A 25635-nucleotide genomic window follows, 5' to 3' on the forward strand; every position below is an offset into this window, starting at 1 on the left:
GTCTGGCCGGAAATGCCGGCGCGGGCCTGATTCTTTTGAGAAATCCTGCGATGGATCGCTTGGTAAGGAGCCCGGACGAGTGGATCAGCGCCTGGGCATGTGCGAGTAAACGCGCACGTTGCACCTACGTTGACAAACTGTCAGAAAAATTGCCGGACTAACGAGCACGCATTATCGATGCCCGGATTGCTGCAGCACCACAACATTTCAAAGTCTTTACGTTGTTACAAACGTGAAACACTTTGCAAACCCTTGTTTTCAAAGACAGTTCTACAGTATCAGTGGTTTCAGGAGGCACAACGGTACGGTGTCTGTGATTTCTCGCCCACCAACGTTGCCGGTAGGAATTGCAAAATTGCCGCAGCGCGGTCGAATGCAGTCTGTAATCGTTGAATGCAATCCGTAATTATATCTCGAAATTTTCCGCAATCTGCCTGAATGGCCTGTCGGCTGGTGGTGTCGGGACGGCGCAGATCGCGGAGGTCCATCGCGAAATCAATCGCGTCAAAGCCCGGATACACAGGGCGCAATCGCCTTTGCATGTTTACAATGCGAAGCATCGGCTTCACGGACAGCCATGCTTGTCCGTGTGGTCCGCGCGCATTGCATGCACAACCCGCAACATATCGATCTCAGCTCAATTGGAACACTTGACCATTGCCCAGCGTAACGCCCAGAACGCAAAGCTCGCGAGCTATGCGCACCGGCCGCTGGCGTTTCTCTTCCGCTTTATCCGCCGTCATCCGCTCGCGCATGCGATCGTGTTGTGCAGCGTGTTTGCGGCCGTGGGCTGTGCACTCGCTTCGCAATACGCGATCAAGCATCTGATCGACGTGCTCGGCGGCGGCCGGCATCATCCGGGGCCGCTGTGGGGCGCGTTCGCGATCCTCGTCGGGCTGATCGCCGCCGACAACCTGTTGTGGCGGATCGGCGGCTGGTTCGCAGCGCACACGTTCGTCGCCGTGACGGGCGATCTGCGGCGCGACCTGTTCCAGTACCTGAGCGGCCACTCGCCGACCTACTATGCCGAGAAGCAGCCCGGCATGCTGGCAAGCCGGATCACCGCGACCTCGAACGCCGTCTACACCGCCGAAAACACCACCGCGTGGAACGTGCTGCCGCCGTGTATCGCGGTGCTCGGCGCGATCGTCATGATCATCGCGGTGAACCCGCTGATGGCCGCCGGCCTGTTGCTGTGCTCGGCGATCCTGTCGGTGGTGCTGTACAAGCTCGCGGGCCGCGGCTCCGCGCGCCACCATAACTTCGCGACCAAGGCGGCATCGGTCGACGGCGAACTCGTCGACGTGATCAGCAATATGGGCCTCGTGCGTGCGTTCGGCATGACGTTTCGCGAGCAGCGCCGCTTTGCCTCGACGGTCAAGTCGGAGATGGACGCGCGCCAGCAGAGCCTGCTGTATCTGGAAAAGCTGCGTCTGCTGCACGCCGTGATCACCGCGCTGCTGTCGGCCGGCCTGCTCGGCTGGGCGCTGTGGCTGTGGGACCAGGGCCGCGCGACCTCGGGCGACATCGTGCTCGTCAGTTCGCTCGGCTTCACGATTCTGCACGGCACGCGCGACCTCGCCGTCGCGCTCGTCGACGTCACCCAACACGTCGCGCGACTCGCAGAGGCCGTGCGCACGCTGCTCGAACCGCACGGCATGCCCGATCGCGACGACGCGACCGAACTCGTGCCGCAGGGCGGCCGCGTCACGTTCGACGGCGTCACCTTCGCCTATCCGCGGCGCCGGGCGATTCTCGATCACTTCGACCTCAATATCGAACCGGGTCAGCGCGTCGGCCTGATCGGCAAGTCGGGCGCGGGCAAATCGACGGTACTCGCGCTGTTGCAGCGTTTCTACGAAACCCAGGGCGGCGCGATCAGGATCGACGGCCAGGACATCGCGTCGATCACCCAGGACAGCCTGCGCCACGCGATGGCGCTGGTGCCCCAGGACATCTCGCTGTTCCATCGCTCGGTGTACGAGAACATCGCGTATGGCCGCCCGGATGCGAGCCGTGAAGAAGTGCTCGCCGCCGCGCGCGAGGCGCGTTGCTCTGAGTTTATCGAAGCGATGCCGGAAGGCTACGACACGATCGTCGGCGACCGCGGCGTGAAGCTGTCGGGCGGCCAGCGCCAGCGCATCGCGATCGCGCGCGCGATTCTGAAAAACGCGCCGATCCTGCTGCTCGACGAAGCCACGTCCGCGCTCGACAGCGCGTCCGAGGAAGCGATCCAGAAGGCGCTCGACCGCCTGATGGTCGGCCGCACCGTGATCGCGATCGCGCACCGTCTGTCGACGCTGAACAACTTCGACCGGATCATCGTGATGAGCGCCGGCAAGGTCATCGACGACGGCACGCCGGAAGAACTGCGCCAGCGTCCGGGCCTCTATCGCGACCTGCTCTCGAAGCAGTATGGCAAGGGCCAGACGCTGCATATCGGCGGCAAGAAGGTCGACGAACAGCACGTAGCCTGACGGACGCTGGGTCCACGAGTGCGCATCGCTTGAAAAAAAGCCGCTCCCTGGAGCGGCTTTTTGCTGTCTGGCTCGCGGCCCGGCTTGGCTTAGCCGGTCACGCTCTCGCGCGCCGCCCTCTTGCGCGCGGCGCCCGCCGCACCCGTGGCCGCGCGCGCTTTCCCGCTTCTGGCGCGCTTCGCGCCCTCGACGCTCTGCAGATTGCGCATGAAGTTATCGCGCCACACCGACACGTTGTTCTCGCGCAGCTGCGCCATCATGTCGCGATAGCGCGCCTGCCGCTCGGCGAGCGGCATGTCGAGCGCCCGCGCGAGCGCTTCGGCCATGCCGTCGATATCGACCGGATTGACGATCAGCGCGCCGTCGAGCTCCTGCGCCGCGCCCGCGAAGCGCGACAGCACCAGCACGCCGGGATTCTCCGGATCCTGCGCCGACACGTATTCCTTCGCGACGAGGTTCATGCCGTCGCGCAACGGCGTCACATAGCCGACGTGCGCGGTACGGAACAGCGCCGCCAGCACCGAGCGCTCATACTGCTTGTGGATGTATAGGATCGGCGTCCAGTCCAGCTCGGCGAAACGTCCGTTGATCCGTCCCGACTCGCCTTCGAGCTGTAGCCGGATGTCTTGATACGCGTGCAGGTCGGCGCGCGTCGGCGGGGCGATCTGCAGGAACGACACCTTGTTGCGCTGCGCGGCCGTATGCTCGAGCAGGCGCTCGAACGCGCGGAATCGCTCGACCAGCCCCTTCGAATAATCGAGCCGGTCGACACTCATGATCAACTTGCGCGAATGCAGCGTCGCCTTCATCGTGCGCACCGGCTTGCCGCGTTCGCCTGCCTTCGCGAGCTCGGCGATCTCATCCGGATAGACGCCGATCGGATACGCAGAGGCGCGCAACGTGCGGCCGAACGCATGCACACTCAGCGGTCCTTTCGCCGACGCGTCGATCGAGCCGCCCGCCTCGTTGATCACGTAGTCGCAGAACGCGCGCAGATCGGGACCGGTCTGGAAGCCGAGCAGGTCGAACGAACACAGCGCCTCGACGAGTTCGCGATGCGGCGGCACCGTCAGCAGGACCTGCGCGGCCGGAAACGGAATGTGCAGAAAAAAACCGATGCGGTTCTTCACGCCAGCCGAGCGCAGCGCCTGAGCGAACGGAATCAGGTGATAGTCGTGCACCCAGACCACGTCGTCTTCGCGCAGGAGCGGCACGAGTTGCTGCGCAAGCCACGCGTTGACGCGGCAGTAGCCTTCGAAGTCGTGCCGGTCGTAATGCAGCAGGTCGGATCGATAGTGGAACGCGGGCCACAGCGTCGCGTTCGAGAAACCGCGGTAGTACTGGTCGTAATCGCGGCGCATCAGCGGAACGGTCGCGAAGGTCACCGGACCGCGCTCCTCGAGCTTGATCTGCGGCTGGCCGGAGGTAAGCACGTCGCCGCTCCAGCCGAACCACATGCCGCCGGTCTCCTTCAGCGCGTCGTACACGCCGACCGCCAGACCGCCCGCGGCCGGGCCGCCCTCCGAAATAGGCGCCACCCGGTTCGAAACAATGATCAGTCGGCTCATGAAGCGCGATTCCCGATGCAGTATGTTGTTTTCGTTGAACGGGGCCGCCGGCGTCATGCGCCGCGCGCCGCCGCGACAATCGTTTCGAGCCAGTCGAGCAGTGACGACACCGACTCGACGCGCGTGCGCGCCATCGTTTCGCCCGCGCCAACCTTGATCGACAGACCACCACGCTCGTTGACGACCGCGAAGCCCTTCTCGTCGGTCAGATCGTCGCCGGCGAAGATCGGCGTGCGGCCGGTGAACGGCAGCTCGTCGAGGAACGCGCGTGTCGCGCGGCCCTTGTCGACGTCCTTCGGCTTGATCTCGTAGACCATCTTGCCGGGCTGCAGCACGTAAGAAGCGGGGTAGTCGGCGACGAGCCGCTCGGTCGCCTCGCGCGCGACCGGCTCGCGGTCCGGCGCGTTGCGGTAGTGCAGCGCGAGCGCCGCGCCCTTGATCTCGAGCAGCATGCCTGGATGTTCGTTGACGACCTGCGCGAGCACCTGCTCCATGCGCAACAGGCGCTCGTCGTGAAAGCCGATGCGCTGCGTGTCGCCATTCGCATCGCGCCGCTCGGCGCCGTGCAGACCCGCGACCGGCAGATCGGGCATGCCGAGAAAACTGTCGATGCTGTCGATGCCGCGCCCCGACACCACCGCGACCGCGCCATTCGTCAGACTGCGCAGTTCGCGCAGCAGGTCGATCACGCGCGGCTGCACCAGCACGCCGTCCGGCGTGGGGGCGAGTTCGACGAGCGTGCCATCGAAGTCGAAGAAAAATGCCGTCTCGCTCGGAGACAGAACAGCCGGAAGTGCTTGCATCGCCTGGGTTCGCCTTTCAGCCATCTATGGCCGGAAAAGTGTGCGCATCTTACCGCGCATCCGTCAATTTTTCGAGAAAGTAAGCTGGAACTCAAGCCCGATGGGCGATCTATCCATCCGCCTCCATCGATTGCGTTCAAAAGCGCAACGATCGGGCTTCAACCGGCTTTCAGCAAGCTGCGTCAAATTGACCCGCAATTCGTGCGCCCGGCGCGTCGCGCGACGCTGGCGCCAATTTTGCGCTACAGTCGCTGCCACGCGGACCGTCGGCGTGATGGACATCGTTGCACGCTCTCAATCAATCGCGTGTCGCGCGCGAATCTTGCGCGGCATGATCGGGAGACGGTGCGGCCTGCCTGCTCCATCGATTCGTGTTGCCTGCTCTTCAATCGAGTCTTTGAACCCTGCTTTGTTCCCGATCCTGCCACCCCAGCGCCCGCGGCCGAACCTGTCCCGCTCACGACCCAAACGACTCACGCACCGCTTGATGCACGGGTTGGCACGCCGGTTTGCGGCGGCAACTGCGCTGGGCACGCTGGTCGCGCTCGGCGCGCTGACCGGTTGCACACAGCGCGCCGAGCCGTGGCAGTTGACCAACGTGACCGGCCACCTGCCGGATCTGGAATTCACCTTGACCGACGACACCGGCCGTCCCGTCAACGCCGCGTCGTTCAGGGGCCGCACGTCGCTGGTTTACTTCGGCTACACGCATTGCCCGGACGTCTGTCCCGAAACGATGGGCCGTCTGATGCAGGTGCTCGGCAAGCTCGGTCCCGATGCGGAGAAAGTGCGCATCCTGTTCATCACCGTCGATCCCGCGCGCGACACGCCGCGGGCCTTGCACGACTATGTCGGCGCGTTCGACGCACAGCACGCCGAAGGGCTGACCGGCACCGACTGGCAGATCGAGTCGCTGGCCAAGCGCTATCGTGTCGCTTATCAGATGGAAAAGCGCGACCCGAACGGCAACTACGAGGTCACGCACAGCTCCGCCGTCTATGTGTTCGACAGCCGGGGCCGCGCGCGGCTGCTCGCCACCGATCACGACACGCCCGATGCGATCGCGCAGGACCTGCGCCGCATCATCGATGACCAATCCTGATTCTTCTTTGATCCCACTCCATTCCATCATGACGATCAAGCTCAAACCATTCGCTTCCCTTGCCTGCGCGCTCGCGCTGTCATTCGGCGCCGCGTCGGCCGCGCAAGCGGCCGATGCTCACGCGATCAGCATCAAGGACGCGTGGGTGCGCTGGTTGCCGAACAACCTGCCCGCGGCCGGCTATGCGACGCTCGTCAACGCGAGCGACAAGCCGATCGACCTCGTCGATGTATCGAGCGACGACTACGGCGACGCGATGCTGCATCAAACCGTATCGAACGGTTCGACGCAGAAGATGGTGATGGTCGATAAGCTGACGGTGCCCGCGCATGGCCAGGTCGCGATCGCGCCGGGCGGCTATCACGTGATGCTCGAGGACGCGAAGCACAAGGTCGTGCCGGGCGACACCGTGCGTCTGACGCTGAAGTTCTCGGACGGCGAAACAGTGAGCGCGCCGTTCGCGGTCAAGTCGCCGGGCCAGACCAAGTAAGCGGCACCACGGGCCGCCGCCACAGCACGCGCCATCGCCATGAACCTGCTCTACTGGCTCGATCCCTGGGAGTTTTCGCCGACCGTCGTGATCGCGTTGCTGATCCCCGCGATCCTGTTCGTGCGCGGCGCGCGCAAGGCGCGGCTGTCGTTCGCGCGGCGTCTGTCATTCTGGTTCGGGCTGGTCGCGCTGTATGTCGTGCTGCATACGCGGCTCGATTATTTCTTCGAGCATGAGTTCTTCATGCATCGCTTGCAGCATCTGGTGCTGCATCATCTCGGGCCGTTCTTCATTGCGCTCTCGTATCCGGGCGCGGCGTTGCGCGCGGGAATTCCGTTGCGCTGGCGACAGCGCTTCGTGCGGCCCGCGCTGCAAACACCGCTCGTGCGCAGGGCGCTCGACGTCGTCATGCACCCGGTCGTCGCGGTCACGCTGTTCGTCGGGCTGATCTATTTCTGGCTGCTGTCGCCGATCCATTTCGTCGCGATGCTCGACTGGCGGCTCTATCGCGTGATGAACTGGAGCATGGCGATCGACGGCCTGCTGTTCTGGTGGCTCGTACTCGATCCGCGTCCGGCGCCGCCCGCGCGTCTGTCTCCGGGCAAGCGCGTGCTCGTCGTGATCGCGGCGATTCCGCCGCAGATCATCCTCGGCGCGTTCATCTTCTTTACGCCGCACGAGCTGTATCCGATCTATTCGATCTGCGGCCGCGCGTTCACGTGGCTGAGCCCGATGCGCGATCAGCAGATCGGCGGGCTCCTGCTATGGATTCCGGGTTCAATGATGAGCGTGGTCGGCGCGCTGATCGCGCTTCGTCACTGGATGCGGCTGTCGTCACGCGGACGCCTGCGCGCCGAGCGGCGTGCAAAAGTGGCGCGCGGGCTCACGCATGCGGCGTCGACGACGGCAAACGGGCATCGCTGACCCGCTCGCGCTCAGAGCGAGCGCATCCACACATGCGGGATGCCGTCTTCGTCGTGAACCTCCGAGACCGGCTCGAAGCCGAACGCACCGTAAAAGCCTTGCAGATGCGCCTGCGCGTGCAGACGGATCGGCGTATCGGGCCACTGCGCACGGATCTGCGCGAGCGAGCGTTCGAGCATCGCATTGCCGAGGCCGATGCCGCGAAACGACGCGGTCGTCAACACCCGGCCGATGCGCACGTCGGCATCCGCCGCATCGGGCAACAACACGCGCAGATAGCCGGCCAACGGCGGCAGCGCCGCACCGTCGCCGGTGCCATAGGCGAGCAGATGCCAGGCTTCGACGTCGAGCCCATCGATGTCGCCATACACGCAGTTCTGTTCGACGACGAACACCGCGCTGCGGGCGGCCAGCATCTCATAGACTTCGACGCTCGTGAGGTTCCCGAACGGCTTCCAGCGCCATTCGAATTCGGCGAGCCGCGCGGCGGCGGTGTGTTGCGGTTCAGTCATCGGTAGCTTTCAGGGTCAATGCGCGGCAGCGCGGGCAACGATCCGCAATTATGCCGCGCGCCTCGTCATCGAGCATGCGCAGGCCTGGCATCCGGGCGGTCGACACGACTGTATTCAGTCGCGAATGCCGCGCACGCGTTCAGAACACCGCTTGCACGGGTCGCGCGAGACGGTCGGGGAGATTGCCGGGGCCGCACAGATGCAGCGCGCCGACGACCACCAGCGTACGCTCGCGCACGTCCAGCAATTCGCTCAGCCGCGCGGACCACGCGCGATTGCGCACGTCGAGAATCGCCTGACGGATGCCGGCCAGATTGAACATCGGCGATTCGACGGCGATTTGCTGTATCGCGTGCAGATCGCCCTCCAGCCACGCCGCGTGCATCCGTTCGAGCGTGCGCTGCGGTTCGCCGCGGTCGGCCATCAGCATGTCGAGCGCGGCGGCAATGGCTTCGAGCGGAATCGATTCGAGCGCGACTGCGACGTCCCGCGCGGACTCGAGATAACGATACGGCTTCGCCTGCGCGAGCGCCGAGCGCAACATGCGCGGCTCGACACCCTCGACGACCTGCTGCAGCAGCGTCGGCGCGACGATCAGCGCGGCCCACGGACGCAGTGTTTCAAGCGGCGCGAGCAGGCCATCGGTCGGCCACAGCGCCCGCAGTTGCGTCCAGGCTTCGTCGCGCATCAGGGGCCGCAGTTGCGCGGCGTCGGGGTGCGCGTCGGCTTTGAGAAACGGCAGGATCGTTGCTGGGTCGGACTCGAATACGAGCGCGTCGGCCCAGTCATAGGCTTCGGCGACCCATCGCGGCGTTCGACGGCTCGTCGCGGGAAAAAGATGCATCGAGCCGAGCAGGCGGACCTGAGTGCCGATGAGTTGGAAATACATGCGGCCTCAATGAAAACGGGCGATGACGATGGTGCGATTCTATCGCCCGGCCTGGATGAGACGCGCCGGCGTGCGTTGCCCTTCCCGTGCGCGTGCCGGACACGCCGTTAATCGGAATGCGGCGCTCGCGCGTGAGCCAAAAAATCAAACGCGATATTTGCGATCCCCCAATGAATGCGAGAACGCATCAAACGCCTGAACCCGATTATTGCCCGCCTTTTTTAAACGACTCGAGTTCGGTCGTATAGCGCTCGTTTCTCACGCCATTGCTGCCGTAATACTCTTCAACCGATTTCACCCAACGGCCGACTTCCGGCACATACCAGAACGCTTTATACGTACGTCCCGTCGCCTGAACAGGACCGATTTTCTGCGCATGCGTGATCATCGCGGTGTCGCCCTGCTCGACCTGGGTGGCTTGCGTGACCGTCTGCCGCGGCTCGAGTTGCACGACCCAGTCGCCTTCGGCTTCGATCTTGATCGCCTGAAATTTGCCGGCGGGCACTTCGACGCTTTCCGTTCCGACCACCCGATACTGCGAGTTCCACTTCCGCGAAGCGAATACCCGGCTGGGATGTTGCTCGGCGTATTCGACCGTCCAGCTCTTGCCCGGCGACAACGGAAACACGAACGGCCGGTTCACGACTGTATCGGTGCCGTTCACGCTGCGCTCGCGGCTCCAGTCCGCTCCGGCGATCACTTCGCGTGGCGCCTGCGTCGAACCCGAGATCTTCGATTCGAAATAGATATGCGATGACGTCGCCCGCAGCACCGTTACCTGCTCGTGCGTCTGGTTCCAGCCCGACGGCCCTCTCTCGCTCGTCGACGTGTATGTCCAGGTGTCCCCGGGTTTGACGTCGGGGGCCGACGCCGATTGCGCAATCGCCGACAGCGGCAAAGCGAGGCTCAGCATAAGGGCAGCGGTTCTTATTTTTTTCATAGGTCGAATGTAGGTTTTATGTGCAACGAATAAGCAGCCGCGAATATCCGGTCGAATACTCGACGACGGACTTTAAAAAGCAAAAAAACCGCTGTGCACTTTACATGAATGTCGCTAGGATGGTGCCGCCCCGCGCTGAATCGACGACATTAATAGTCACGATATAAATTAGAAAGGAAACAAAATACAAATGAAAGACCGCAAAAAAACGACCGGTAAGCTTTGCACTAACGTCTAACGGTGGACTGCATTATGTCGATTGCAGCCTTTCGCTCAGCGCGAATTCGGCGGGCGGCTATCGGTCGGCTCGAGTAGCACGCTTTTCACCATCGACTCCAGCATCGCTCAACGCCCCTCCACGGGCACTCAGTCGCTGATCGCCGGGACGGCTTCGCTCTCGTCGGCGCTCAAGCCCCCCACGTTGACCAATGGACGCCAGATCGTCAATGGCGCTGTGTATGTCGGCGCAGTTCCCGCGCAGGCGCGGGTCAGCTACGGGGGACCCAACTTGCAGGAAGACTATCTGGCGGCGGACGGTAGTACCGTGATCCGCACCTTGCTCGGCACCCGCTACACCGTTGTTTCGCTGAGCGGCCCGCGTTGGGCCTGATCACGAATACGATCAACGGGCAATCGCTGTATAGCCCGCGAACAAACTGACAAGCAGGCGCTGCCTACATTAAGGTGGTGCGGCAAACGGTCGGAGACGAGTTGTACACCTACGACTGCATCTCACCGGGTACGATAGGCGGTAGTCCGACGCCCTGCTCGGCAACGGTATCGACGCTGGAAAGTTTCTTTCCCTACGCCAGCACGACGGACGATAAGACCTATCAGCTTTCCGATGGCCAGCTCGATCGACTATCGCGTGTATTACCAGTACAACGCCGGCATCTACGCGGGTTACATGATCAGGAGCGGCACAACGATGCAGATAGCACCGCTCGGAGGCGGTACGCCGCAAGAGAACTACTACTTCCTGAACAATGCTGCCGTGCAGTCAATCAAATCCGCGCACAATTTCTGATCGATTCGGAGGAACGTCTGCGGCACGCGGTCGGATCGACCGGTCCGCTCACATTGATGACGACGGTCGACAAGGCTGGCGAAGAGAGAAGCAGAAAAAGAAAAGCCCCGACAAGTCGGGGCTTTCGCTTTACATCAAAGACTGGAGGCGCGAGCCGGAGTCGAACCGGCCTAAACGGCTTTGCAGGCCGCTGCATAACCGCTTTGCTATCGCGCCGCAAGCAGACTGGAACCTGGACACGGGTTCGCAGATTTACCTGGTGATTACCAGAAGAACCGAAGCTCTGAAAAATTCAGAACGAGCGGCCTTCCAAACAAAAAGGGAAGCGTTGCTTCCCCTGATGTATGGAGCGGGAGACGAGGCTCGAACTCGCGACCTCAACCTTGGCAAGGTTGCGCTCTACCAACTGAGCTACTCCCGCATTGAACTACTTCACATCGCGCTGCGTTTTTTACTTCGCCAAACAACGCGATGCTTCGAATACTGGAGCGGGAAACGAGGCTCGAACTCGCGACCTCAACCTTGGCAAGGTTGCGCTCTACCAACTGAGCTATTCCCGCATTGTGCTGCATTTACTGCTTTCCGGTGTTTCGCGTTGCGTGCATCGGAGAAGCGAAATTATGGAGAATCGACTGAAACGTGTCAACCCCCTTGCCCAGCTGTTTTAAAGAAAATATTTCGCTCGTAGTAGCGCGGGGTTCGAACACACTTTTGCGCCCACCGCGCTCCTCTATCCACACCGTCACGCAATGCCGCCGCGCTCGCGAATCTGCGGCCACGCGAGCTTCATGTAGTACAACATCGACCAGATCGTCAGGAACGCGGCCAGATAGATCAGCCACAGGCCCCACACGCGCGTGTCGACCGTCACGCCGCCACCGAGCGGCAGCGGGCCATAGAACAGCAGCATCGGAATCGCGACCATCTGGCAAGCGGTCTTGAACTTGCCGAGCGAGTTCACCGCGACGCTCTTCGACGCACCGATCTGCGCCATCCATTCGCGCAGCGCCGATATCGCGATTTCACGTCCGACGATCACGAGCGCGATCGCGGAATCGATCCGCGTGAGTTGCAAGAGCACGAGCAGCGCCGCGGTCACCATCAGCTTGTCGGCGACCGGATCGAGAAACGCGCCGAATGCCGAGGTCTGATTCCATTTGCGGGCCAGAAAGCCGTCGAACCAGTCGGTGAGCGCCGCCAGGATGAAGATCGTCGCGGCCGCGAGATTGCGGTGCGCGGGGCTCATCATCATGTCGGGCAAATAGAACACGCCGACGACGAGCGGAATCAGCACGATCCGCAGCCAGGTCAGGAATATCGGGAAATTAAACGGCATGGGGGCAGGCGCAGCGTCTGACGAGTGAGTTGCAATTGTGCCGTGTCACAGGGCCTGCCACAAGCAAGCGCGCCCAGGCATGGCCGCGCGGGGGCGGCAAGCGAGCCGCCCTCGGCGCGTGGTTCGCAGCCAGCGCATCCGCAGCGCGACGCCTCGGGTCCGACGAACCGTCGTTCCGATCACAGCGCGGCGCGGCCCGCCAATTCAATGCAGTTGCCGGTAGATCTGCTCGGCGAGCGCCTGCGAAATGCCTTCGACGCTCGCGAGATCCTCGACGCTCGCGGCCACCACGCCGCGCAAGCCGCCAAAGCGCGCCAGCAGGCGCTGACGCCGCTTCGCCCCTACGCCTTCGAGTTCTTCGAGCCGCGAGGTCTGGCGCGTCTTGCCGCGTTTGGCGCGCATGCCGGTGATGGCGAAACGGTGCGCTTCGTCGCGGATCTGCGCGACCAGCATCAGCGCGGCGCTTTCCTTGCCGAGTTCGAGCGGCGTGCGGCCGTCCGCGAAAATCAGCGTCTCGAGACCGACCTTGCGCCCCTCGCCCTTCGCGACGCCGACGAGCATGCCAGTATCGAGCCCCAACTCCGTGAACACCTGCCGCGCGATCTCCACCTGCCCCTTGCCGCCGTCGATCAGCACGATGGTCGGCAGCACGCCGCCGGCCGCGGCCGGCTCGGCGGCACCGGCAGCGAGCGCGGGATCGGCGGCCGCGTCACTTTGCGATTCGGCGGCTTCGTCGCTCGCATTCGCGGCGGCCTGCGCGACCATCTTTTCGTAGCGGCGCGTGAGCACCTGGCGCATCGCCGCGTAATCGTCACCGGGCGTGATGCCGGCGATGTTGTAGCGGCGATACTCGGACGACTGCATCTTGTGGTGGTGAAAGACGACGCATGACGCTTGCGTCGCCTCGCCCATCGTGTGACTGATGTCGAAGCATTCGATGCGCAGATGCGCGAGGTCGTCGCACTCCATGCCGAGCGTGTCGGTCAACGCGCGCGTGCGCGCCTGCTGCGAGCCCTGCTCGGAGAGCAGGCGCGCGAGCGCGAGCCGCGCGTTCTGCTCGGCCATCGCGAGCCACGCGCGCCGCTGTCCTTGCGGTTGACGCAGTACGGTCACCTTGTGGCCCGCCTGCTCGGTCAGCACGTCGACGAGTTCGCGCGCCGGCGCGTGGCTGACCACCAGCACCGGCGGCACGCGATTGCCGAGGTAATGCTGCGCGATGAACGCTTCGAGCACTTCGGATTCGATGCCGTCTGTTGCGCGGCCTTGGCGGCGCTTCGCCGCGGGGCCGGATTCGGCGTTCCCGTCGGCGCCTTCGTCGCTGACCACGTCCGGGGTCGCTTCGGCAGCCTCGTCGATCGCGTCTTCTTCACTACCATCGGCGTCCTCGTCTTCCGACGGCATGTCCTGAGCGATCGCGAGCGCATCGGCCGAGGCGCTCGCCGCCGCGGCCGATGGCACGACCGCTCGCGCGTCCGCCAATGCATCGCGCTGATCGCCGTCTTCTTCGAGCCCGCCTTCCTCCGCCGTCAACGCGCTCTCCACGTGCGTGGGAAAGTACGCCTTGTCGCCGAGATGTCGTCCGCCGCGCACCATCGCGAGATTCACGCACACGCGGCCGCCCAGCGCGACTACCGCGAGAATGTCGACGTCGCTGTCGCTGCCGACTTCGATTGCCTGCTGATGCAGCACCGTCGACAGCGAACTCATCTGGTTGCGCACCGCCGCGGCCTGCTCGAACTTCAGTTCGCTCGCGAACGCATGCATCTTCTGCTCGAGCTCCTTCATCACCTCGCCCTGGCGGCCGAGCAGAAAGCGCGACGCGTTGGCGACGTCGCGCGCGTAATCCTCCTCGCTGATGTTCGCGACGCACGGCGCCGTGCAACGGCCGATCTGATGCAGCAGACACGGCCGCGTGCGGTTGTTGAACACCGAGTCTTCGCAGGTACGCAGCTGGAACACGCGCTGCAGGATCTGGATGCTCTCGCGCACCGCCCACGCGCTCGGGAACGGGCCGAAGTACTGGTTCTTGCGATCGACCGAGCCGCGGTAATAGGCCATGCGCGGAAACTTGTGGCCGGTCAGCTTCAGATAGGGATACGACTTGTCGTCGCGAAACAGGATGTTGTAACGCGGCGTGAGCGCCTTGATCAGGTTATTTTCGAGCAGCAGCGCCTCGGCCTCGGAACGCGTGACCGTGGTCTCGATGCGCGCGATGCGCATGACCATCATCGCGATACGCGGCGACAGCTGCGTCTTCGTGAAGTAGCTCGATACGCGCTTCTTCAGATCGCGCGCCTTGCCGACGTAGAGCACCGCGCCACTCGTGTCGTAATAGCGGTAGACGCCGGGCAGATGCGGCAGTTGGGCGAGCACTGTTTTCGGCTCGAAGGTGTCGGGGGCGTCGCTGGCTTCGGGTTCGGTCATGCGGGATCGATTGGGGTGGGACTGTCTCGCGCTGCCTCGCCGCTTGCACCGATTGCACCGATTGCACCGATTGCGCCACCGGGTGCCCGGCATCGTGCGCCGGGGGTCATGTCGCGTGTCGCCGATGCGGCCCGCATGGCGGACAAAGGGCGCGCGCGATCGCGAGCGAGGCTTTAGAATCGCCAGTTTAGAACATTCCGCGTTCGTTCGAACCCGCTCCGTTCGCCGGAGTCACCGAGCCAGCCGAGCCGCCATGTCCTCCATCGCGCCCGATTCCGGATCACCCGCCGCCGCTGCCAACCCGATCGCCTGCGATATCTTCTGCGCGGTGATCGACAACTTCGGCGACATCGGCGTGTGCTGGCGCCTTGCGCGCCAACTCGCGCGCGAGCACGGCTGGCAGGTGCGCGTGTTCGTCGACGATCTGCATGCGTTCAGGAGGCTGTGCCCGTCGCTCGAGCTGGAGCGTGCGCGGCAGACGCTCGACGGCATCGTCGTCGAGCATTGGCACGAGCCGTCCCATGCTGGCGATAGGCTCGAAGTCGCCGACGTCGTGATCGAGGCGTTCGCCTGCGAACTGCCGCCCGTCTATATCGCGGCGATGGCAGAGCGGGCGCGCGCGCCGCTCTGGTTCAACCTCGAATATCTGAGCGCCGAGGACTGGATCGCCGATTTTCATCTGCGGCCATCGCCGCATCCGCGCTACGCACTCGGCAAGACCTTCTTTTTCCCAGGACTCGGCCCCGGCACCGGTGGCGTCCTGAAGGAGCGCGATCTCGACGCGGCGCGCGCCGCGTTCGAAGCATCGCCCGCCGCGCGCACCGACTGGTGGCGCAACGTCACGGGCCACGCGCCGCCGCCCGCCGACGCGACGGTCGTGTCGCTGTTCGCCTACGAAAACCCGGCCATCGACAGCCTGCTCGAACAATGGCGCGACAACGCAAGCCCGATCGTGCTGCTGGTGCCCGAAGGACGCATTTCCGGCGCGCTGGCGCGCTTTTTCGGCCTACCGTCGTTTGCAGCGGGCACCCATGCGACACTCGGCAACCTCAGCGCACACGCGCTCGCGTTCACCGAACAGCCTGGCTACGACGCGCTGCTCTGGGCGAGCGACGTCAATTTCGTACGCGGCGAGGACTCGTTCGTGCGCGCGCAGTGGGCCGCCAAGCCGTTCGTCTGGCACATCTACCCGCAGGCCGACGACGCCCATCTGCCAAAGCTCGACGCCGCACTTGCGCACTACACCCGCACGCTCCCAGCTGACGCGCGCGCCGCGCTCGAGCGCTTCTGGCACGCGTGGAACGGCGCTGGTCAGCCGGACTGGGCGGAATTCCAGCGCCACTATCCGGCCCTGAAACGGCGCGCCGCTGGCTGGGCGGTCGAACTCGCGCAAGTCGGCGATCTCGCCGGAAATCTGACCTCGTTCGCAAAAACTCAGTTAAAATAAGCGGTTATCCAACGGCCGACGACGCAAGCTCGGCCCGATTAGACCAACAACCCCATGGTCAGCCCGTCTGACCGTCCCCTCGAAAAACACGGCACGCGTCCCAATCTTCCGGTCGGGCACGCGAATGTCAAAAAAGGGACGTATGTTTGGGCGTGTTGCAGATCGGCGCCACTCGTGTACACGCCCGAACAGGGTAAAAATCAGGTAACGGACAGGTGGAACGCCGAGGCATCACGCCCCCGGGTTTTCGCCACGAGCCGGTCCCGTTTCACGCATCCGGGCTGCGGCCGCATCACGCGGCGCGCGGCAGGCGGTGGGCGAAACGCCGAAGCCGCTTGCGCCGTATGCCGTTGAGCAACAGTTAAGCTATTTATCTCGTACAGGACAGTTTTATGAAGACCGCACAGGAACTCCGCACCGGCAACGTCGTGATGATCGGCGCAGACGCAATGGTCGTGCAAAAGGCCGAATACAACAAATCGGGCCGTAACTCCGCCGTCGTCAAGATGAAGTTCAAGAACCTGCTGACCGGCGCAGGCATGGAAACCGTCTACAAGGCGGACGACAAGTTCGACGTCGTCGTGCTCGAGCGCAAGGAAGTGACGTACTCGTACTTCGCCGACCCGATGTACGTGTTCATGGACGCCGACTACAACCAGTACGAAGTCGAAGCCGAAATGATGAGCGACGCGATGCACTACCTCGAAGACGGCATGGCTTGCGAAGTCGTGTTCTACAACGAGAAGGCGATCTCGGTCGAACTGCCGACCACGCTGGTTCGCGAAATCATCTACACGGAACCGGCCGTCAAGGGCGATACGTCTTCGGGCAAGGTGCTCAAGAACGCCAAGCTGAACACCGGCTTTGAACTGCAAGTGCCGCTCTTCTGCAACATCGGCGACAAGATCGAAATCGACACGCGTACGCACGAGTACCGCAGCCGCGCCTAAGCGCCCGCCTGCGTCACCCAGCCAGCGCCGGCGCCCTGCCGGCCTGCACAAAAGCGCTCAGTTTTGGGCGCTTTTTCTTTTCTGTCGCGCCGTGTATTGTTTAGGAAAACTTTACCGGCAAATTTCTCAAAATTACCATCGCGACATCCGGATTTCGCGCTGGGCGCGCGGCAAGCCCTTGATCGATTTCATCCACACCCTTTGGCACGATCTCTGCTAGGTGGAGAGAGTCACGCGAGTACGCTCATTTTCCACTCTTGGGAGAGGCACCATGAACAACGACATCGCTGAAGGTAAATGGAGACAGATGATCGGCAAGGCGAAGACCGCGTGGGGCGAACTGACGGACGACGAGTTGACCAAGGCCGAAGGTCGGGCCGACAAGCTCGCTGGTCTGATTCAGGAACGCTATGGCAAAACCCGTGAACAGGCGGAACTCGAAGTACGCCGGTTTTTCGATAGCAATCGGGATTTCTGACAGGACAAGTGAAGGAACTACAGGCGCCGGCCCGCGCGACTCAAGGCGCAGTGCCGGCGGCTGTCGTTTTTTTCACCGCCCAAGGACCGTTGGTTTAGCCCTGTCATCGAGCCCTCAGAGCCCGGAGTGCGCGCCATCAGCGTTGGCGGCGCGCCGGGCATTCGACCCATTCATAAAATTGCGCTCGCCATGCCACACGCCCTGATTGTTGAAGACGATCCCAATAGCCTGTCCGGTCTGTCGGCAATCCTCGCCGCCGACGGCTTTTCAGTCGACACTGCGACCACGCTCGCCGAGGCCCGCGGCGCATTGACGCGCTTCATTCCCGACGTCGTGCTCGTCGACCTGAATCTGCCGGACGGCAGCGGCCTCGATCTGTTGCAGCATCTGCCCGCGCATCCGCCGGGCGGCGCGCTTCCGGTGATCGTGATGACCGGCAATGCGACCGTCGAGAGTGCGATCGAGGGCTTGCGGCACGGTATCTGGGACTATCTGCTGAAGCCGGTCAACATTCCGCGCCTGCGCAGCCTGCTCGCGCGCATTCCGCGGCCTTATGAGCTGACCGAGGAGGTCCAGGCGCTGCGCGCGGCGCTGCGTCAGCTTGGGCGCTTCGGCTCGATGCTCGGTCGCAGCGGCGCAATTCAGCACGTGTACGACACGATCGAGCGTCTCGCGCCGACAGAAGCCGCGGTGCTGATCTCCGGCGAGGCCGGCACCGGCAAGCAGATCGCCGCGCGCACGCTGCACGACATGAGCCGCCGCCGCAAAGGCCCGTTCGTCACGTTCGATTGCCGCGGCGCGACCGCGGGCGGTCTCAATCGCTCGCTCGACAGCATGCTGTTCGGTCACGAACGCGGAGCGTTCGGCGGCGCCGAGCAGCGCGAGCCGGGCCTCTTCGAACAGGCGAGCGGCGGCACGTTGTTCATCGACGAAATCACCGAGTTGCCGCGCGCGCAGCAGGAAGCGCTGTTGCGCGCGCTCGATTCGCAGACCTTCATGCGCGTGGGCGGTACCAATCGGATCGTGACCGACTTCCGGCTCATCGCGTCGACGCGCAAGCCGCCGCGCGCGGCGGTCGCGGACGGCTCGCTGCATCAGGACCTCGCGCTGCGCCTCGAAGCCGCCGCGGTCACGCTGCCGCCGCTGCGCGAGCGTGGTGAAGATCCGGTGCTGATTGCGCAGGCAGCCGTCGACGAACTGAATGTGGAAGCGACCGCGAGCGGTACGGCCGAGGTCGCGAAGCAGGGGGGGCCGAATTTCCTGCGCGAATGCCTCGCATACGACTGGCCGGGCAACGTGCGCGAACTGCAGGAGCGCGTGCGGCGCGCTTATCAGGCATCGGGCGACGTGATCGAGTCGTTGCGCGCCGACGAAGCCGGCTTGGCGAACGGCCGCGATCTGAACGGCAGCCGCGTGCAGGTGACCGTCGGTACGCCGCTCGCGGACGTCGAAGAAATGCTGATTCGCGCGACGCTCGACGCGGTCGGCGGCACGCGGCATCGCGCGGCGTCCTTGCTGGGAATCAGCCCGAAGACGCTGTACAACAAGTTGCAGCGCATGCGTTTGAACTGAGCGATCGGATCGCGCGTGCTGCGGTTGTCTACCAAAGCTCGACGGCGGCTCGCACGGTTCGAAGCTGATAAAAAATGGCGCCTTGAATTGCTTCAAGGCGCCATTTCCGTTTATGCAAACGTACTGCGCAGCAGCCTCTGCGCTTCGGCGTACCGTGGCTCGGCCATCAGCTTGCTCCACGTGAGCGCATTACCGCGCGGCCTCATGCGCTTCAGCCGCCGCTGCGATTCCCTCGACGGCGTGACGCGCAGCGCGTCGAGCACCTTCTCCGCTTCGTCCGGCTGGTTGCAGATCAGCACCATGTCGCAGCCGGCCTCAAGGGCCGCTTGCGCACCTTCGGTCAGCGTGCCGCCCTGGCGCGCGGCTTCCATCGACAGATCGTCACTGAAGATCGCGCCTTCGAAGCCAAGCTTGCCGCGCAGGATGTCCTGCAACCAGATGCGCGAGAAGCCAGCCGGCTTCGCATCGACCCGCGGATAGACGACGTGCGCGGGCAGCACCGCGCCAAGCGACAGACCGAGCCAGTCGTACGGCGCGACGTCGTTGCCGAGGATTTCGTCGATCGGGCGTTCGTCGACGGGCATCGCGACGTGCGAATCTGCCTGCGCGAAACCGTGCCCTGGAAAATGCTTGCCGCAGTTGCTCATGCCGGCGAGCGCGAGGCCGTGGTTCAAACTCTTCGCGAGCAGCGCGACCACGCGCGCATCGCGATGGAACGCGCGATCGCCGATCACCTGCGAGTGCCCATAGTCGAGGTCGAGCACCGGCGTGAAGCTCATGTCGATACCGCACGCGCGCAGTTCCGCGGCGAGGATATAGCCGACCGCGGTCGTCACCTTGGTCGCGTGCAGCACGTCCTGGTCCCACAGCGCGCCGAGCTTACCCATCGACGGCAGCACCGTGAAGCCGTCGGTGCGGAAACGCTGCACGCGGCCGCCTTCGTGATCGACGGCGATCAGCAGATCCGGACGAATCGCGCGGATGGCATCGGTCAGCCCGACCAGTTGCGCGCGGCTCTCGTAGTGGCGCGCGAACAGGATCACGCCACCGGTCATCGGGTGAGCGAGACGCCTTTTGTCATCGCGGTTCAGCGTTTTGCCGACCACGTCGAGCATCACCGGTCCGGGTGTGGTTTTCATCGAATTCCGCTGGAAAGGACTGTGAGACAACACAAACGCGACCGCCAGCGGCCGCGCTCAACCTTTTCATTCTGTGGCGGAACGCGCGGACGAAGCCCGCGACGCCGACGCCGACGCCGCCAACGAACCTTCCATATCGCCCGGCCGCGGCGTCTCCGCGATCACGAACGACACCGCGTAGTCGCGCTCGTCGCTGATCGTCACGCGCGCCGTGATGCCGCGCGCGTCGAGCCAGTCGGCCAACTCGCCGGAGGCGACCACCATCGGCTCGCCGCTCGGCCGGTTCAGCGTTTGCAGTGCGCGCCAGCTCATCGGCCAGTGCATGCCGAGGCCGATTGCCTTCGAGAACGCCTCTTTCGCCGAGAAGCGCGTCGCGAGAAACGCGAGACCGCGCGCCGCCGAACGGGCGTGGCGCGCGTGATAGACGCGTAATTCGTCGGGACCGAGCACCTTCTCGGCGAAACGGCCATTGGTGCGAGTCATCACCGCTGCTACGCGGCTGACCTGAACGATATCGGTGCCGATCCCGTAGATTGCCATGCGTGCGTCCGTCGCGAGATTGCGTTACGCGCGCGCGCCGAGACGCGCGGCGACCATGATCGCCTTCATCTCGCGTACGGCGTTGTCCCAGCCGGCGAAGATCGCGTGCGCGACGATCGCATGGCCGATGTTGAGTTCGACGATGCCGTCGATCGCCGCGATCTGCTGCACGTTCGTGTAGTGCAGGCCGTGGCCCGCGTTCACTTTGAGGCCGAGCGTCGCGCCGAATTCGACTGCTCGCACGATGCGCTCGTATTCTCGCTGCTGTTCCGCGGGATCATGAGCTTGCGCGTAACGGCCTGTGTGCAGCTCGATCACCGGCGCGCCGGCTTCGTGCGCGGCGCGAATCTGCGTCTCCTCGGGGTCGATGAAGAGCGACACGCGCGAGCTCGCGTCCGCCAGTTGCTTGCATGCGGCGCGCACCGCCTCGAACTGTCCGGCGACGTCGAGACCGCCTTCGGTCGTCAGCTCCTCACGCTTTTCCGGCACGAGGCACACGTCGTGCGGTTGCACTTCGCACGCGATGTCGAGCATTTCCGGTGTGACCGCGCATTCGAGATTCATGCGCGTTTTCAGCAGCGGACGCAGCTTGTGTACGTCGGCGTCGACGATATGCCGGCGGTCTTCGCGTAGATGCAGCGTGATCGCGTCGGCGCCGGCTTCTTCGGCCATCAGCGCGGCGCGGATCGGATCCGGATAGGACGTGCCACGCGCGTTGCGCAGCGTGGCGACGTGGTCGATATTCACGCCGAGGTCGATCGCGGTCGGCGAAGTCAGGAAGAAGCTCATAGGTTCTGCAGGTCGATCAGGATCTGGCGGGTAGCAAGCGGCGCGCCGCCGAGATAGGTGTTGAGCAGGAAGCGCATCAGCGTTTTGCTTTGCGCGACGGTCTGCGCTCGATGGTAATCGTCCTTTTTCATATCGAGCAAGGTTTGTCCCGTCACTACCGGCCACTGCGCGGGCCATTCGTCCGATGCCTCGCGTACCCCGCGCTCGGGATCGAACACGTAGCGGCCGTCGGCGAGCACCGCTTTGCGGGCGACCGTGCGGTCGAGCGCCATCGCGTAACCGGTCTCGCGTAGCAGCACGCGTTCGAACGAGCGCAGCACCTGCACCGGCGGCTCATCGTGCGCGAGCCGCGTCAGCGTGACAACGTAGTGATGGAACAACTGAGGATGCGGGTCTTCGCGCGCGCAGAAGCGCACCAGCAGTTCGTTGACGTAGAAACCGCACAGCAGCGCGTCGCCGGTCAGCGGCAGCATGCCGCCGACCCATTCGGCGCCGGTCAGCGTGCGCATTTCGGACTTGCCCGACCACGCGAGCGACAGCGGCTGGAACGTTTGCAGCACGCCGCGCAGCGCGGAGTGCGGGCGCTTTGCGCCCTTCGCGACGAGCGCGAGACGGCCGTGATCGCGCGACAGCACGTCGATGATCAGGCTGGTCTCGCGATACGGGTAGCTATGCAGCACGAATGCGGGCTGTTCGGTGATCCGGTATTCGGATGCGGGGGTGCGCGGCGCGCGACGCGCGGGCGTTTTACGCGGCTCGCCATCGTCGGCGGGCGAGCTTTTCGCGCTTTTTGGGCTTTTTGCGTCGGCCGACGATTTCCTTGCGCTACGCGCGGGCCGAGACGGTTCGTGCTCCGGCTGATCCGAAGCCTCGTCTGAATTGAGCGTCATCCACGCGTCATTCGTACCCATACGCACGAAGCCCGGCTTCGTTGTCGGCCCAGCCGCTCTTCACCTTGACGAAGGTTTCGAGGTACACGGGCCCGTCGAACAGCTTTGCCATGTCGAGGCGAGCCTCCGTGCTGATCTGCTTCAGCTTCGCGCCCTTCTGGCCGATGATCATCGCCTTGTGCATGTCGCGATCGACGAGGATCGTCGCGAAAATACGGCGCAGCCGCCCTTCGGTTTCGAACTTCTCGATCAGCACGGTGCTCGTGTACGGCAGCTCGTCGCCGGTCCAGCGGAAGACTTTCTCGCGCAGGATTTCGGCGGCAAGGAAGCGCTCGCTGCGATCGGTCAGGTCGTCCTCGCCGTAGATCGGCTCGCCTTCCGGCAGGAACGGCTTGACGGTGGCCATCAGACGTTTGATGTCGTCGGGATTTTTCGCCGACAGTGGCACGATCTCGTTGAACTCGCGCAGCGTACTCATCTGCTGCATGAACGGGAACAACGAGTCTTTATCCGACACGCGATCGAGCTTGTTCGCGATCAGCAGCGTCGGGACCTTCGCCGGGATCAGGTCGAGTACCTTCTGGTCGTCAGGGCCGAAGCGGCCTGCTTCGATGACGAACAGGATCGCGTCGACCGAGGTCAGCGTCGACGTAACGGCGCGATTCAGCGAGCGGTTCAGGGCGCCGCTGTGTTTGGTCTGAAAACCGGGCGTGTCGACGAAGATGTACTGGGCGTCTTCGAGCGTATTAATGCCGGTAATGCGATGGCGCGTGGTCTGCGCCTTGCGCGACGTGATGCTGACTTTCTGGCCGACCAGCGCGTTCATCAGCGTGGACTTGCCGACATTCGGGCGGCCGACGATCGCGACCATGCCGCAGCGAAAACCAGTGGGAGTGGGAGCGTTCATATTCGGACTACGGCAGGTTCAGTTCGGCGCGCGCGACGCGCACGCCGATGGCAATCAATGGCCCGCATCGGCGACGCGCGTTTGCACCGCGTCGGCGACGCCGGGTTCGTGTTCGGCAGGTGCCGGCGGCACCGAGACAACCGACGCGGGCGCGGCGGTCACGCTCGACGCAGCAGTCCCAGGCGCGGCTTCGCGGCTGCGCTGACGGTCTGCGCTGCGAGCGTGTGACGGCGTATCGGCTTTGAGGTCGGGGGTTTTGTCCGCTGCGGGTTTTTCGGCCGGCTTGTCGACAGGTTTCTCGCCCGCGTGGATCGAAACCTTGTCGACCCTCTCCGTCTTCTCGGACTTCTCGGCGCGCTCCGGCTTGTCCTGTCCGCTGTACTCCACATGCGCGGCACGAATTACAGCCAACGGCGCACCGGCGGCACCCGGCGCGGCACGCTCGGCCGCCGGTCTTTCAGCGGCTGATTTTTCCACGACAGGCTTGTCGGCATCAGCTTCCAGCGCGGCAGCGACGCGCCCTTCACCGCGCGCGCTCTTGCGATCCGGTGTGCGCAGATCCAGTGCGGCCTGCACGCCGGTCACGCCCGGCACGATTTCCTGCTCGGCATTTTTCGCGGCACGCGCGCCCTTCGAGCGCTTCGGCTTCGCGACCACGGCAGGCGCCGCGGCCATCACTTCGTCGAGCGCCTTCTTTGCGGCCGCCTGCTCCGCCGCGCGACGACTCGCGCCGGAGCCCGACACCTTGACGTCGAGCTTCGGCACCGTACATTCCACTTCGAACTGCTGATTGTGCGCAGCACCATGGGTGGCGACCACTGTATAGGTGGGCAATGCAATCTTGTGGCCTTGCAGATACTCCTGCAGCAGCGTCTTCGCGTCCTTGCCAAGCGTACGCGGGTCGATATGGTCGAGAATCGGTACGTAAAGGCGCTTGATGACCGTTTGCGCAGCCTCGAATCCGCTGTCCAGAAATATCGCACCGAGCACGGCCTCGAGCGTATCCGCGAGGATCGACGGGCGGCGGAAGCCGCCGCTGCGCAACTCGCCCTCGCCGAGGCGCAGGCCCTCCGAAATATTCAGTGCCTGAGCAATCTCGTAGAGGGACTGCTGTTTGACCAGATTGGCGCGCACCCGAGACAGGTCGCCTTCGTCGAGTTTGCCGAAACGTTGGAACAAAAGCGCAGCCACCGCGCAATTCAGAACGGAGTCGCCGAGAAATTCGAGCCGTTCGTTATGCGTGGAGCTATGACTGCGGTGTGTTAAAGCCTGACGCAGTAATTCCGCATTGCGAAATTCGTAGCGCAAACGGCTTTCCAACGGAGATAGGGGCATGGGCAGAGTATAACGCGGGCGCCTGACCCGGCGGAAACACGGGGCGCCAGCGGAAAAAGCGTGGTGAAACGACGTTACCGCGAGTTCTTAAAGGAGCATGACAACACACCGCGACCGAGATAACCGGGTGCCGGTTAGTGGCGCGGCGTGTGAGAAGCGCTCATGAAGCGATCGATGCACGCGACTCACTGGAAAGAGCCGATGCGCCGCAGATCGCTGAAGTTCATCCAGATGAAAAATGCGCGGCCGACGATATTGCGTTCAGGCGCAAAACCCCAGTACCGGCTATCCGCGCTGTTGTCGCGGTTATCGCCCATCATGAAGAAATTGCCCGGCGGCACTTTGCAGATCACGCCACGCGCGTTGTACTGGCAGTTGTCGCGATACGGATAATCTTCCGCACCGACGATGAACGGCGGCACCGCCGGATTATTCAGAATCGCGTTCTTGCGGCCGTCGATATCTTCCTGGAACTGCTTCGCATAACCAAGACGCTCTTCGTCGAGATAATCGGGCAGCGGCGTTTCAGGCACCGGCTTGCCGTTGATCGTGAGTTTCTTGTCCTGATACTCGATCACGTCGCCGGGCAGGCCAATGACGCGCTTGATGTAGTCGACCGATTCGTCTTTCGGATAACGGAACACCACCACGTCGCCGCGATGGACCGGACTGCCCTGCGTGATCCTCGTGTTGGTAATCGGCAAACGTAGACCATATTCGAATTTATTGACGAGGATGAAGTCGCCCACCAGCAGCGTCGGCACCATGGAGCCCGATGGGATCTTGAACGGCTCGACCACGAACGAGCGCACGACGAACACCACCAGAATCACCGGAAAAAAGCTCGCCGTATATTCGAGCCACCACGGCTGACGCAGCTTGTCGTCGCGCAGACGCGCGCGCGTTTGCGCGGCGTTTTCATCGGCGAAACGCTCGCCGACGCGTGCCTGCTGACGATCGAATTCGGCGACTGCGGCTTCCGCCTCGCGGCGCCGTTTCGGCAGGAAAACCAGTTTGTCCGCGACCCATGCGACACCCGTCAAAACGACGAGCACAAAAAGAATCAACGCAAAATTCATAGGGTTCCGTTATTCAA

Annotated in this window: 25 protein-coding genes and 3 tRNA genes; 10 read left to right on the plus strand and 18 right to left on the minus strand. The window is 63.8% G+C overall.

What is annotated here, in order from left to right; all coding sequences use genetic code 11:
- Positions 1–287: 287 nt before the first annotated feature.
- The gene (locus tag HDG39_RS12580; protein ID WP_184006246.1) at positions 288–569 is read right to left on the minus strand and encodes a hypothetical protein; all 282 of its coding nucleotides are present in this window, start codon (positions 567–569) and stop codon (positions 288–290) included.
- Positions 570–641: 72 nt separating this feature from the next.
- Here HDG39_RS12580 and HDG39_RS12585 point away from each other — a divergent pair, with 72 nt between their 5' ends.
- Positions 642–2477: an ABC transporter ATP-binding protein gene (locus HDG39_RS12585; RefSeq protein WP_184006247.1), complete on the plus strand. Its 1836-nt coding sequence runs from the start codon at positions 642–644 to the stop codon at positions 2475–2477.
- 89 nt (positions 2478–2566) lie between these two features.
- Here HDG39_RS12585 and otsA read toward each other — a convergent pair whose 3' ends face one another.
- Positions 2567–4045, minus strand: coding sequence for an alpha,alpha-trehalose-phosphate synthase (UDP-forming) (gene otsA / locus HDG39_RS12590; RefSeq protein WP_184006248.1), 1479 nt, complete (start codon positions 4043–4045; stop codon positions 2567–2569).
- 53 nt (positions 4046–4098) lie between these two features.
- Positions 4099–4848, minus strand: coding sequence for a trehalose-phosphatase (gene otsB, locus HDG39_RS12595; protein ID WP_184006249.1), 750 nt, complete (start codon positions 4846–4848; stop codon positions 4099–4101).
- A 487-nt stretch (positions 4849–5335) separates the two neighbouring features.
- Between otsB and HDG39_RS12600 the strand changes: the two genes are divergently transcribed.
- From HDG39_RS12600 to HDG39_RS12610, 3 genes are read left to right on the plus strand one after another with little or no spacing between them, the layout of a single operon-like run.
- A complete protein-coding gene (locus HDG39_RS12600; protein WP_184006250.1) occupies positions 5336–5950 on the plus strand; it encodes an SCO family protein in 615 nt (204 codons plus the stop codon).
- Positions 5951–5978: 28 nt separating this feature from the next.
- Positions 5979–6440, plus strand: a complete 462-nt coding sequence (locus HDG39_RS12605; RefSeq protein ID WP_184006251.1) for a copper chaperone PCu(A)C — start codon at positions 5979–5981, stop codon at positions 6438–6440.
- Between the two features lie 39 nt (positions 6441–6479).
- Positions 6480–7364, plus strand: coding sequence for a cytochrome c oxidase assembly protein (locus tag HDG39_RS12610; RefSeq protein WP_184006252.1), 885 nt, complete (start codon positions 6480–6482; stop codon positions 7362–7364).
- A gap of 11 nt (positions 7365–7375) precedes the next feature.
- Here the strand turns inward: HDG39_RS12610 and HDG39_RS12615 are convergent, their stop codons facing one another.
- The 3 genes from HDG39_RS12615 to HDG39_RS12625 all read right to left on the minus strand — a co-directional run bounded on the left by HDG39_RS12615 (position 7376) and on the right by HDG39_RS12625 (position 9678).
- Positions 7376–7876, minus strand: coding sequence for a GNAT family N-acetyltransferase (locus tag HDG39_RS12615; RefSeq protein WP_184006253.1), 501 nt, complete (start codon positions 7874–7876; stop codon positions 7376–7378).
- Positions 7877–8015: 139 nt separating this feature from the next.
- Complete coding sequence (locus HDG39_RS12620; RefSeq protein ID WP_184006254.1) at positions 8016–8765, minus strand: TraB/GumN family protein; 750 nt, start codon at positions 8763–8765, stop codon at positions 8016–8018.
- A gap of 205 nt (positions 8766–8970) precedes the next feature.
- Complete coding sequence (locus HDG39_RS12625) at positions 8971–9678, minus strand: hypothetical protein (RefSeq protein ID WP_260327786.1); 708 nt, start codon at positions 9676–9678, stop codon at positions 8971–8973.
- Positions 9679–9964: 286 nt separating this feature from the next.
- On the opposite strand from HDG39_RS12625, the gene HDG39_RS12630 reads away from it, so the two are divergent.
- Both HDG39_RS12630 and HDG39_RS12635 read left to right on the plus strand, forming a co-directional pair.
- Entirely contained in the window at positions 9965–10315 is a 351-nt protein-coding gene (locus tag HDG39_RS12630) for a hypothetical protein (RefSeq protein WP_184006256.1), read from the plus strand.
- Positions 10316–10549: 234 nt separating this feature from the next.
- Positions 10550–10732, plus strand: coding sequence for a hypothetical protein (locus HDG39_RS12635; RefSeq protein WP_184006257.1), 183 nt, complete (start codon positions 10550–10552; stop codon positions 10730–10732).
- A gap of 142 nt (positions 10733–10874) precedes the next feature.
- Here HDG39_RS12635 and HDG39_RS12640 read toward each other — a convergent pair.
- The 5 genes from HDG39_RS12640 to uvrC all read right to left on the minus strand — a co-directional run bounded on the left by HDG39_RS12640 (position 10875) and on the right by uvrC (position 14492).
- A tRNA-Cys gene (locus HDG39_RS12640) sits at positions 10875–10948 on the minus strand.
- 129 nt (positions 10949–11077) lie between these two features.
- Positions 11078–11153: transfer RNA gene (locus HDG39_RS12645), tRNA-Gly, on the minus strand.
- 63 nt (positions 11154–11216) lie between these two features.
- Positions 11217–11292: transfer RNA gene (locus HDG39_RS12650), tRNA-Gly, on the minus strand.
- Positions 11293–11474: 182 nt separating this feature from the next.
- Positions 11475–12068, minus strand: coding sequence for a CDP-diacylglycerol--glycerol-3-phosphate 3-phosphatidyltransferase (pgsA, locus tag HDG39_RS12655; RefSeq protein WP_018421265.1), 594 nt, complete (start codon positions 12066–12068; stop codon positions 11475–11477).
- 204 nt (positions 12069–12272) lie between these two features.
- Positions 12273–14492, minus strand: a complete 2220-nt coding sequence (uvrC, locus tag HDG39_RS12660; RefSeq protein WP_184006258.1) for an excinuclease ABC subunit UvrC — start codon at positions 14490–14492, stop codon at positions 12273–12275.
- Positions 14493–14745: 253 nt separating this feature from the next.
- On the opposite strand from uvrC, the gene earP reads away from it, so the two are divergent.
- The 4 genes from earP (at position 14746) to HDG39_RS12680 (ending at position 18939) form a co-directional block, all read left to right on the plus strand.
- Positions 14746–15939, plus strand: coding sequence for an elongation factor P maturation arginine rhamnosyltransferase EarP (earP, locus tag HDG39_RS12665; RefSeq protein WP_184006259.1), 1194 nt, complete (start codon positions 14746–14748; stop codon positions 15937–15939).
- 392 nt (positions 15940–16331) lie between these two features.
- On the plus strand, positions 16332–16889 hold the full coding sequence (efp, locus tag HDG39_RS12670) for an elongation factor P (RefSeq protein WP_184006260.1): 558 nt from the start codon (positions 16332–16334) through the stop codon (positions 16887–16889).
- 271 nt (positions 16890–17160) lie between these two features.
- On the plus strand, positions 17161–17367 hold the full coding sequence (locus HDG39_RS12675; protein WP_090801149.1) for a CsbD family protein: 207 nt from the start codon (positions 17161–17163) through the stop codon (positions 17365–17367).
- A 189-nt stretch (positions 17368–17556) separates the two neighbouring features.
- Positions 17557–18939 carry a sigma-54-dependent transcriptional regulator gene (locus tag HDG39_RS12680; RefSeq protein ID WP_184006261.1) on the plus strand — a complete coding sequence of 461 codons (1383 nt, stop codon included), beginning with the start codon at positions 17557–17559 and terminating at the stop codon, positions 18937–18939.
- A 110-nt stretch (positions 18940–19049) separates the two neighbouring features.
- Here HDG39_RS12680 and nagZ read toward each other — a convergent pair whose 3' ends face one another.
- The 7 genes from nagZ to lepB all read right to left on the minus strand — a co-directional run bounded on the left by nagZ (position 19050) and on the right by lepB (position 25618).
- Positions 19050–20078, minus strand: coding sequence for a beta-N-acetylhexosaminidase (nagZ, locus tag HDG39_RS12685; RefSeq protein ID WP_184006262.1), 1029 nt, complete (start codon positions 20076–20078; stop codon positions 19050–19052).
- A gap of 66 nt (positions 20079–20144) precedes the next feature.
- Entirely contained in the window at positions 20145–20618 is a 474-nt protein-coding gene (acpS, locus tag HDG39_RS12690; RefSeq protein WP_184006263.1) for a holo-ACP synthase, read from the minus strand.
- Positions 20619–20642: 24 nt separating this feature from the next.
- A complete protein-coding gene (gene pdxJ / locus HDG39_RS12695) occupies positions 20643–21407 on the minus strand; it encodes a pyridoxine 5'-phosphate synthase (RefSeq protein ID WP_184006264.1) in 765 nt (254 codons plus the stop codon).
- Entirely contained in the window at positions 21404–22318 is a 915-nt protein-coding gene (recO, locus tag HDG39_RS12700; RefSeq protein WP_184006265.1) for a DNA repair protein RecO, read from the minus strand. Before recO ends, pdxJ begins: the two co-directional genes overlap by 4 nt.
- Positions 22305–23204 (minus strand): GTPase Era, encoded by a 900-nt coding sequence (gene era, locus HDG39_RS12705; RefSeq protein WP_184006266.1) that lies wholly within the window; start codon positions 23202–23204, stop codon positions 22305–22307. The genes recO and era overlap by 14 nt, the downstream gene beginning before the upstream one ends.
- 54 nt (positions 23205–23258) lie before the next feature.
- Positions 23259–24539 (minus strand): ribonuclease III, encoded by a 1281-nt coding sequence (rnc, locus tag HDG39_RS12710; RefSeq protein ID WP_184006267.1) that lies wholly within the window; start codon positions 24537–24539, stop codon positions 23259–23261.
- Positions 24540–24724: 185 nt separating this feature from the next.
- Positions 24725–25618 (minus strand): signal peptidase I, encoded by an 894-nt coding sequence (gene lepB / locus HDG39_RS12715; protein ID WP_184006268.1) that lies wholly within the window; start codon positions 25616–25618, stop codon positions 24725–24727.
- Positions 25619–25635: the final 17 nt, after the last annotated feature.

The organism is Paraburkholderia lebeckiae, from assembly GCF_014201005.1.
Lineage (GTDB): Bacteria > Pseudomonadota > Gammaproteobacteria > Burkholderiales > Burkholderiaceae > Paraburkholderia > Paraburkholderia tuberum.

Excerpts from the sequence above, each read along its gene's own strand:
- otsA (WP_184006248.1), bottom strand. The coding sequence starts at position 4,045 with ATGAGCCGACTGATCATTGTTTCGAACCGGGTGGCGCCTATTTCGGAG.
- otsB (WP_184006249.1), bottom strand. The coding sequence starts at position 4,848 with ATGCAAGCACTTCCGGCTGTTCTGTCTCCGAGCGAGACGGCATTTTTC.
- HDG39_RS12600 (WP_184006250.1), top strand. The coding sequence starts at position 5,336 with ATGCACGGGTTGGCACGCCGGTTTGCGGCGGCAACTGCGCTGGGCACG.
- HDG39_RS12605 (WP_184006251.1), top strand. The coding sequence starts at position 5,979 with ATGACGATCAAGCTCAAACCATTCGCTTCCCTTGCCTGCGCGCTCGCG.
- HDG39_RS12610 (WP_184006252.1), top strand. The coding sequence starts at position 6,480 with ATGAACCTGCTCTACTGGCTCGATCCCTGGGAGTTTTCGCCGACCGTC.
- HDG39_RS12615 (WP_184006253.1), bottom strand. The coding sequence starts at position 7,876 with ATGACTGAACCGCAACACACCGCCGCCGCGCGGCTCGCCGAATTCGAA.
- HDG39_RS12620 (WP_184006254.1), bottom strand. The coding sequence starts at position 8,765 with ATGTATTTCCAACTCATCGGCACTCAGGTCCGCCTGCTCGGCTCGATG.
- HDG39_RS12625 (WP_260327786.1), bottom strand. The coding sequence starts at position 9,678 with ATGCTGAGCCTCGCTTTGCCGCTGTCGGCGATTGCGCAATCGGCGTCG.
- HDG39_RS12635 (WP_184006257.1), top strand. The coding sequence starts at position 10,550 with ATGGCCAGCTCGATCGACTATCGCGTGTATTACCAGTACAACGCCGGC.
- pgsA (WP_018421265.1), bottom strand. The coding sequence starts at position 12,068 with ATGCCGTTTAATTTCCCGATATTCCTGACCTGGCTGCGGATCGTGCTG.
- uvrC (WP_184006258.1), bottom strand. The coding sequence starts at position 14,492 with ATGACCGAACCCGAAGCCAGCGACGCCCCCGACACCTTCGAGCCGAAA.
- earP (WP_184006259.1), top strand. The coding sequence starts at position 14,746 with ATGTCCTCCATCGCGCCCGATTCCGGATCACCCGCCGCCGCTGCCAAC.
- efp (WP_184006260.1), top strand. The coding sequence starts at position 16,332 with ATGAAGACCGCACAGGAACTCCGCACCGGCAACGTCGTGATGATCGGC.
- HDG39_RS12675 (WP_090801149.1), top strand. The coding sequence starts at position 17,161 with ATGAACAACGACATCGCTGAAGGTAAATGGAGACAGATGATCGGCAAG.
- HDG39_RS12680 (WP_184006261.1), top strand. The coding sequence starts at position 17,557 with ATGCCACACGCCCTGATTGTTGAAGACGATCCCAATAGCCTGTCCGGT.
- nagZ (WP_184006262.1), bottom strand. The coding sequence starts at position 20,078 with ATGAAAACCACACCCGGACCGGTGATGCTCGACGTGGTCGGCAAAACG.
- acpS (WP_184006263.1), bottom strand. The coding sequence starts at position 20,618 with ATGGCAATCTACGGGATCGGCACCGATATCGTTCAGGTCAGCCGCGTA.
- pdxJ (WP_184006264.1), bottom strand. The coding sequence starts at position 21,407 with ATGAGCTTCTTCCTGACTTCGCCGACCGCGATCGACCTCGGCGTGAAT.
- recO (WP_184006265.1), bottom strand. The coding sequence starts at position 22,318 with ATGGGTACGAATGACGCGTGGATGACGCTCAATTCAGACGAGGCTTCG.
- era (WP_184006266.1), bottom strand. The coding sequence starts at position 23,204 with ATGAACGCTCCCACTCCCACTGGTTTTCGCTGCGGCATGGTCGCGATC.
- rnc (WP_184006267.1), bottom strand. The coding sequence starts at position 24,539 with ATGCCCCTATCTCCGTTGGAAAGCCGTTTGCGCTACGAATTTCGCAAT.
- lepB (WP_184006268.1), bottom strand. The coding sequence starts at position 25,618 with ATGAATTTTGCGTTGATTCTTTTTGTGCTCGTCGTTTTGACGGGTGTC.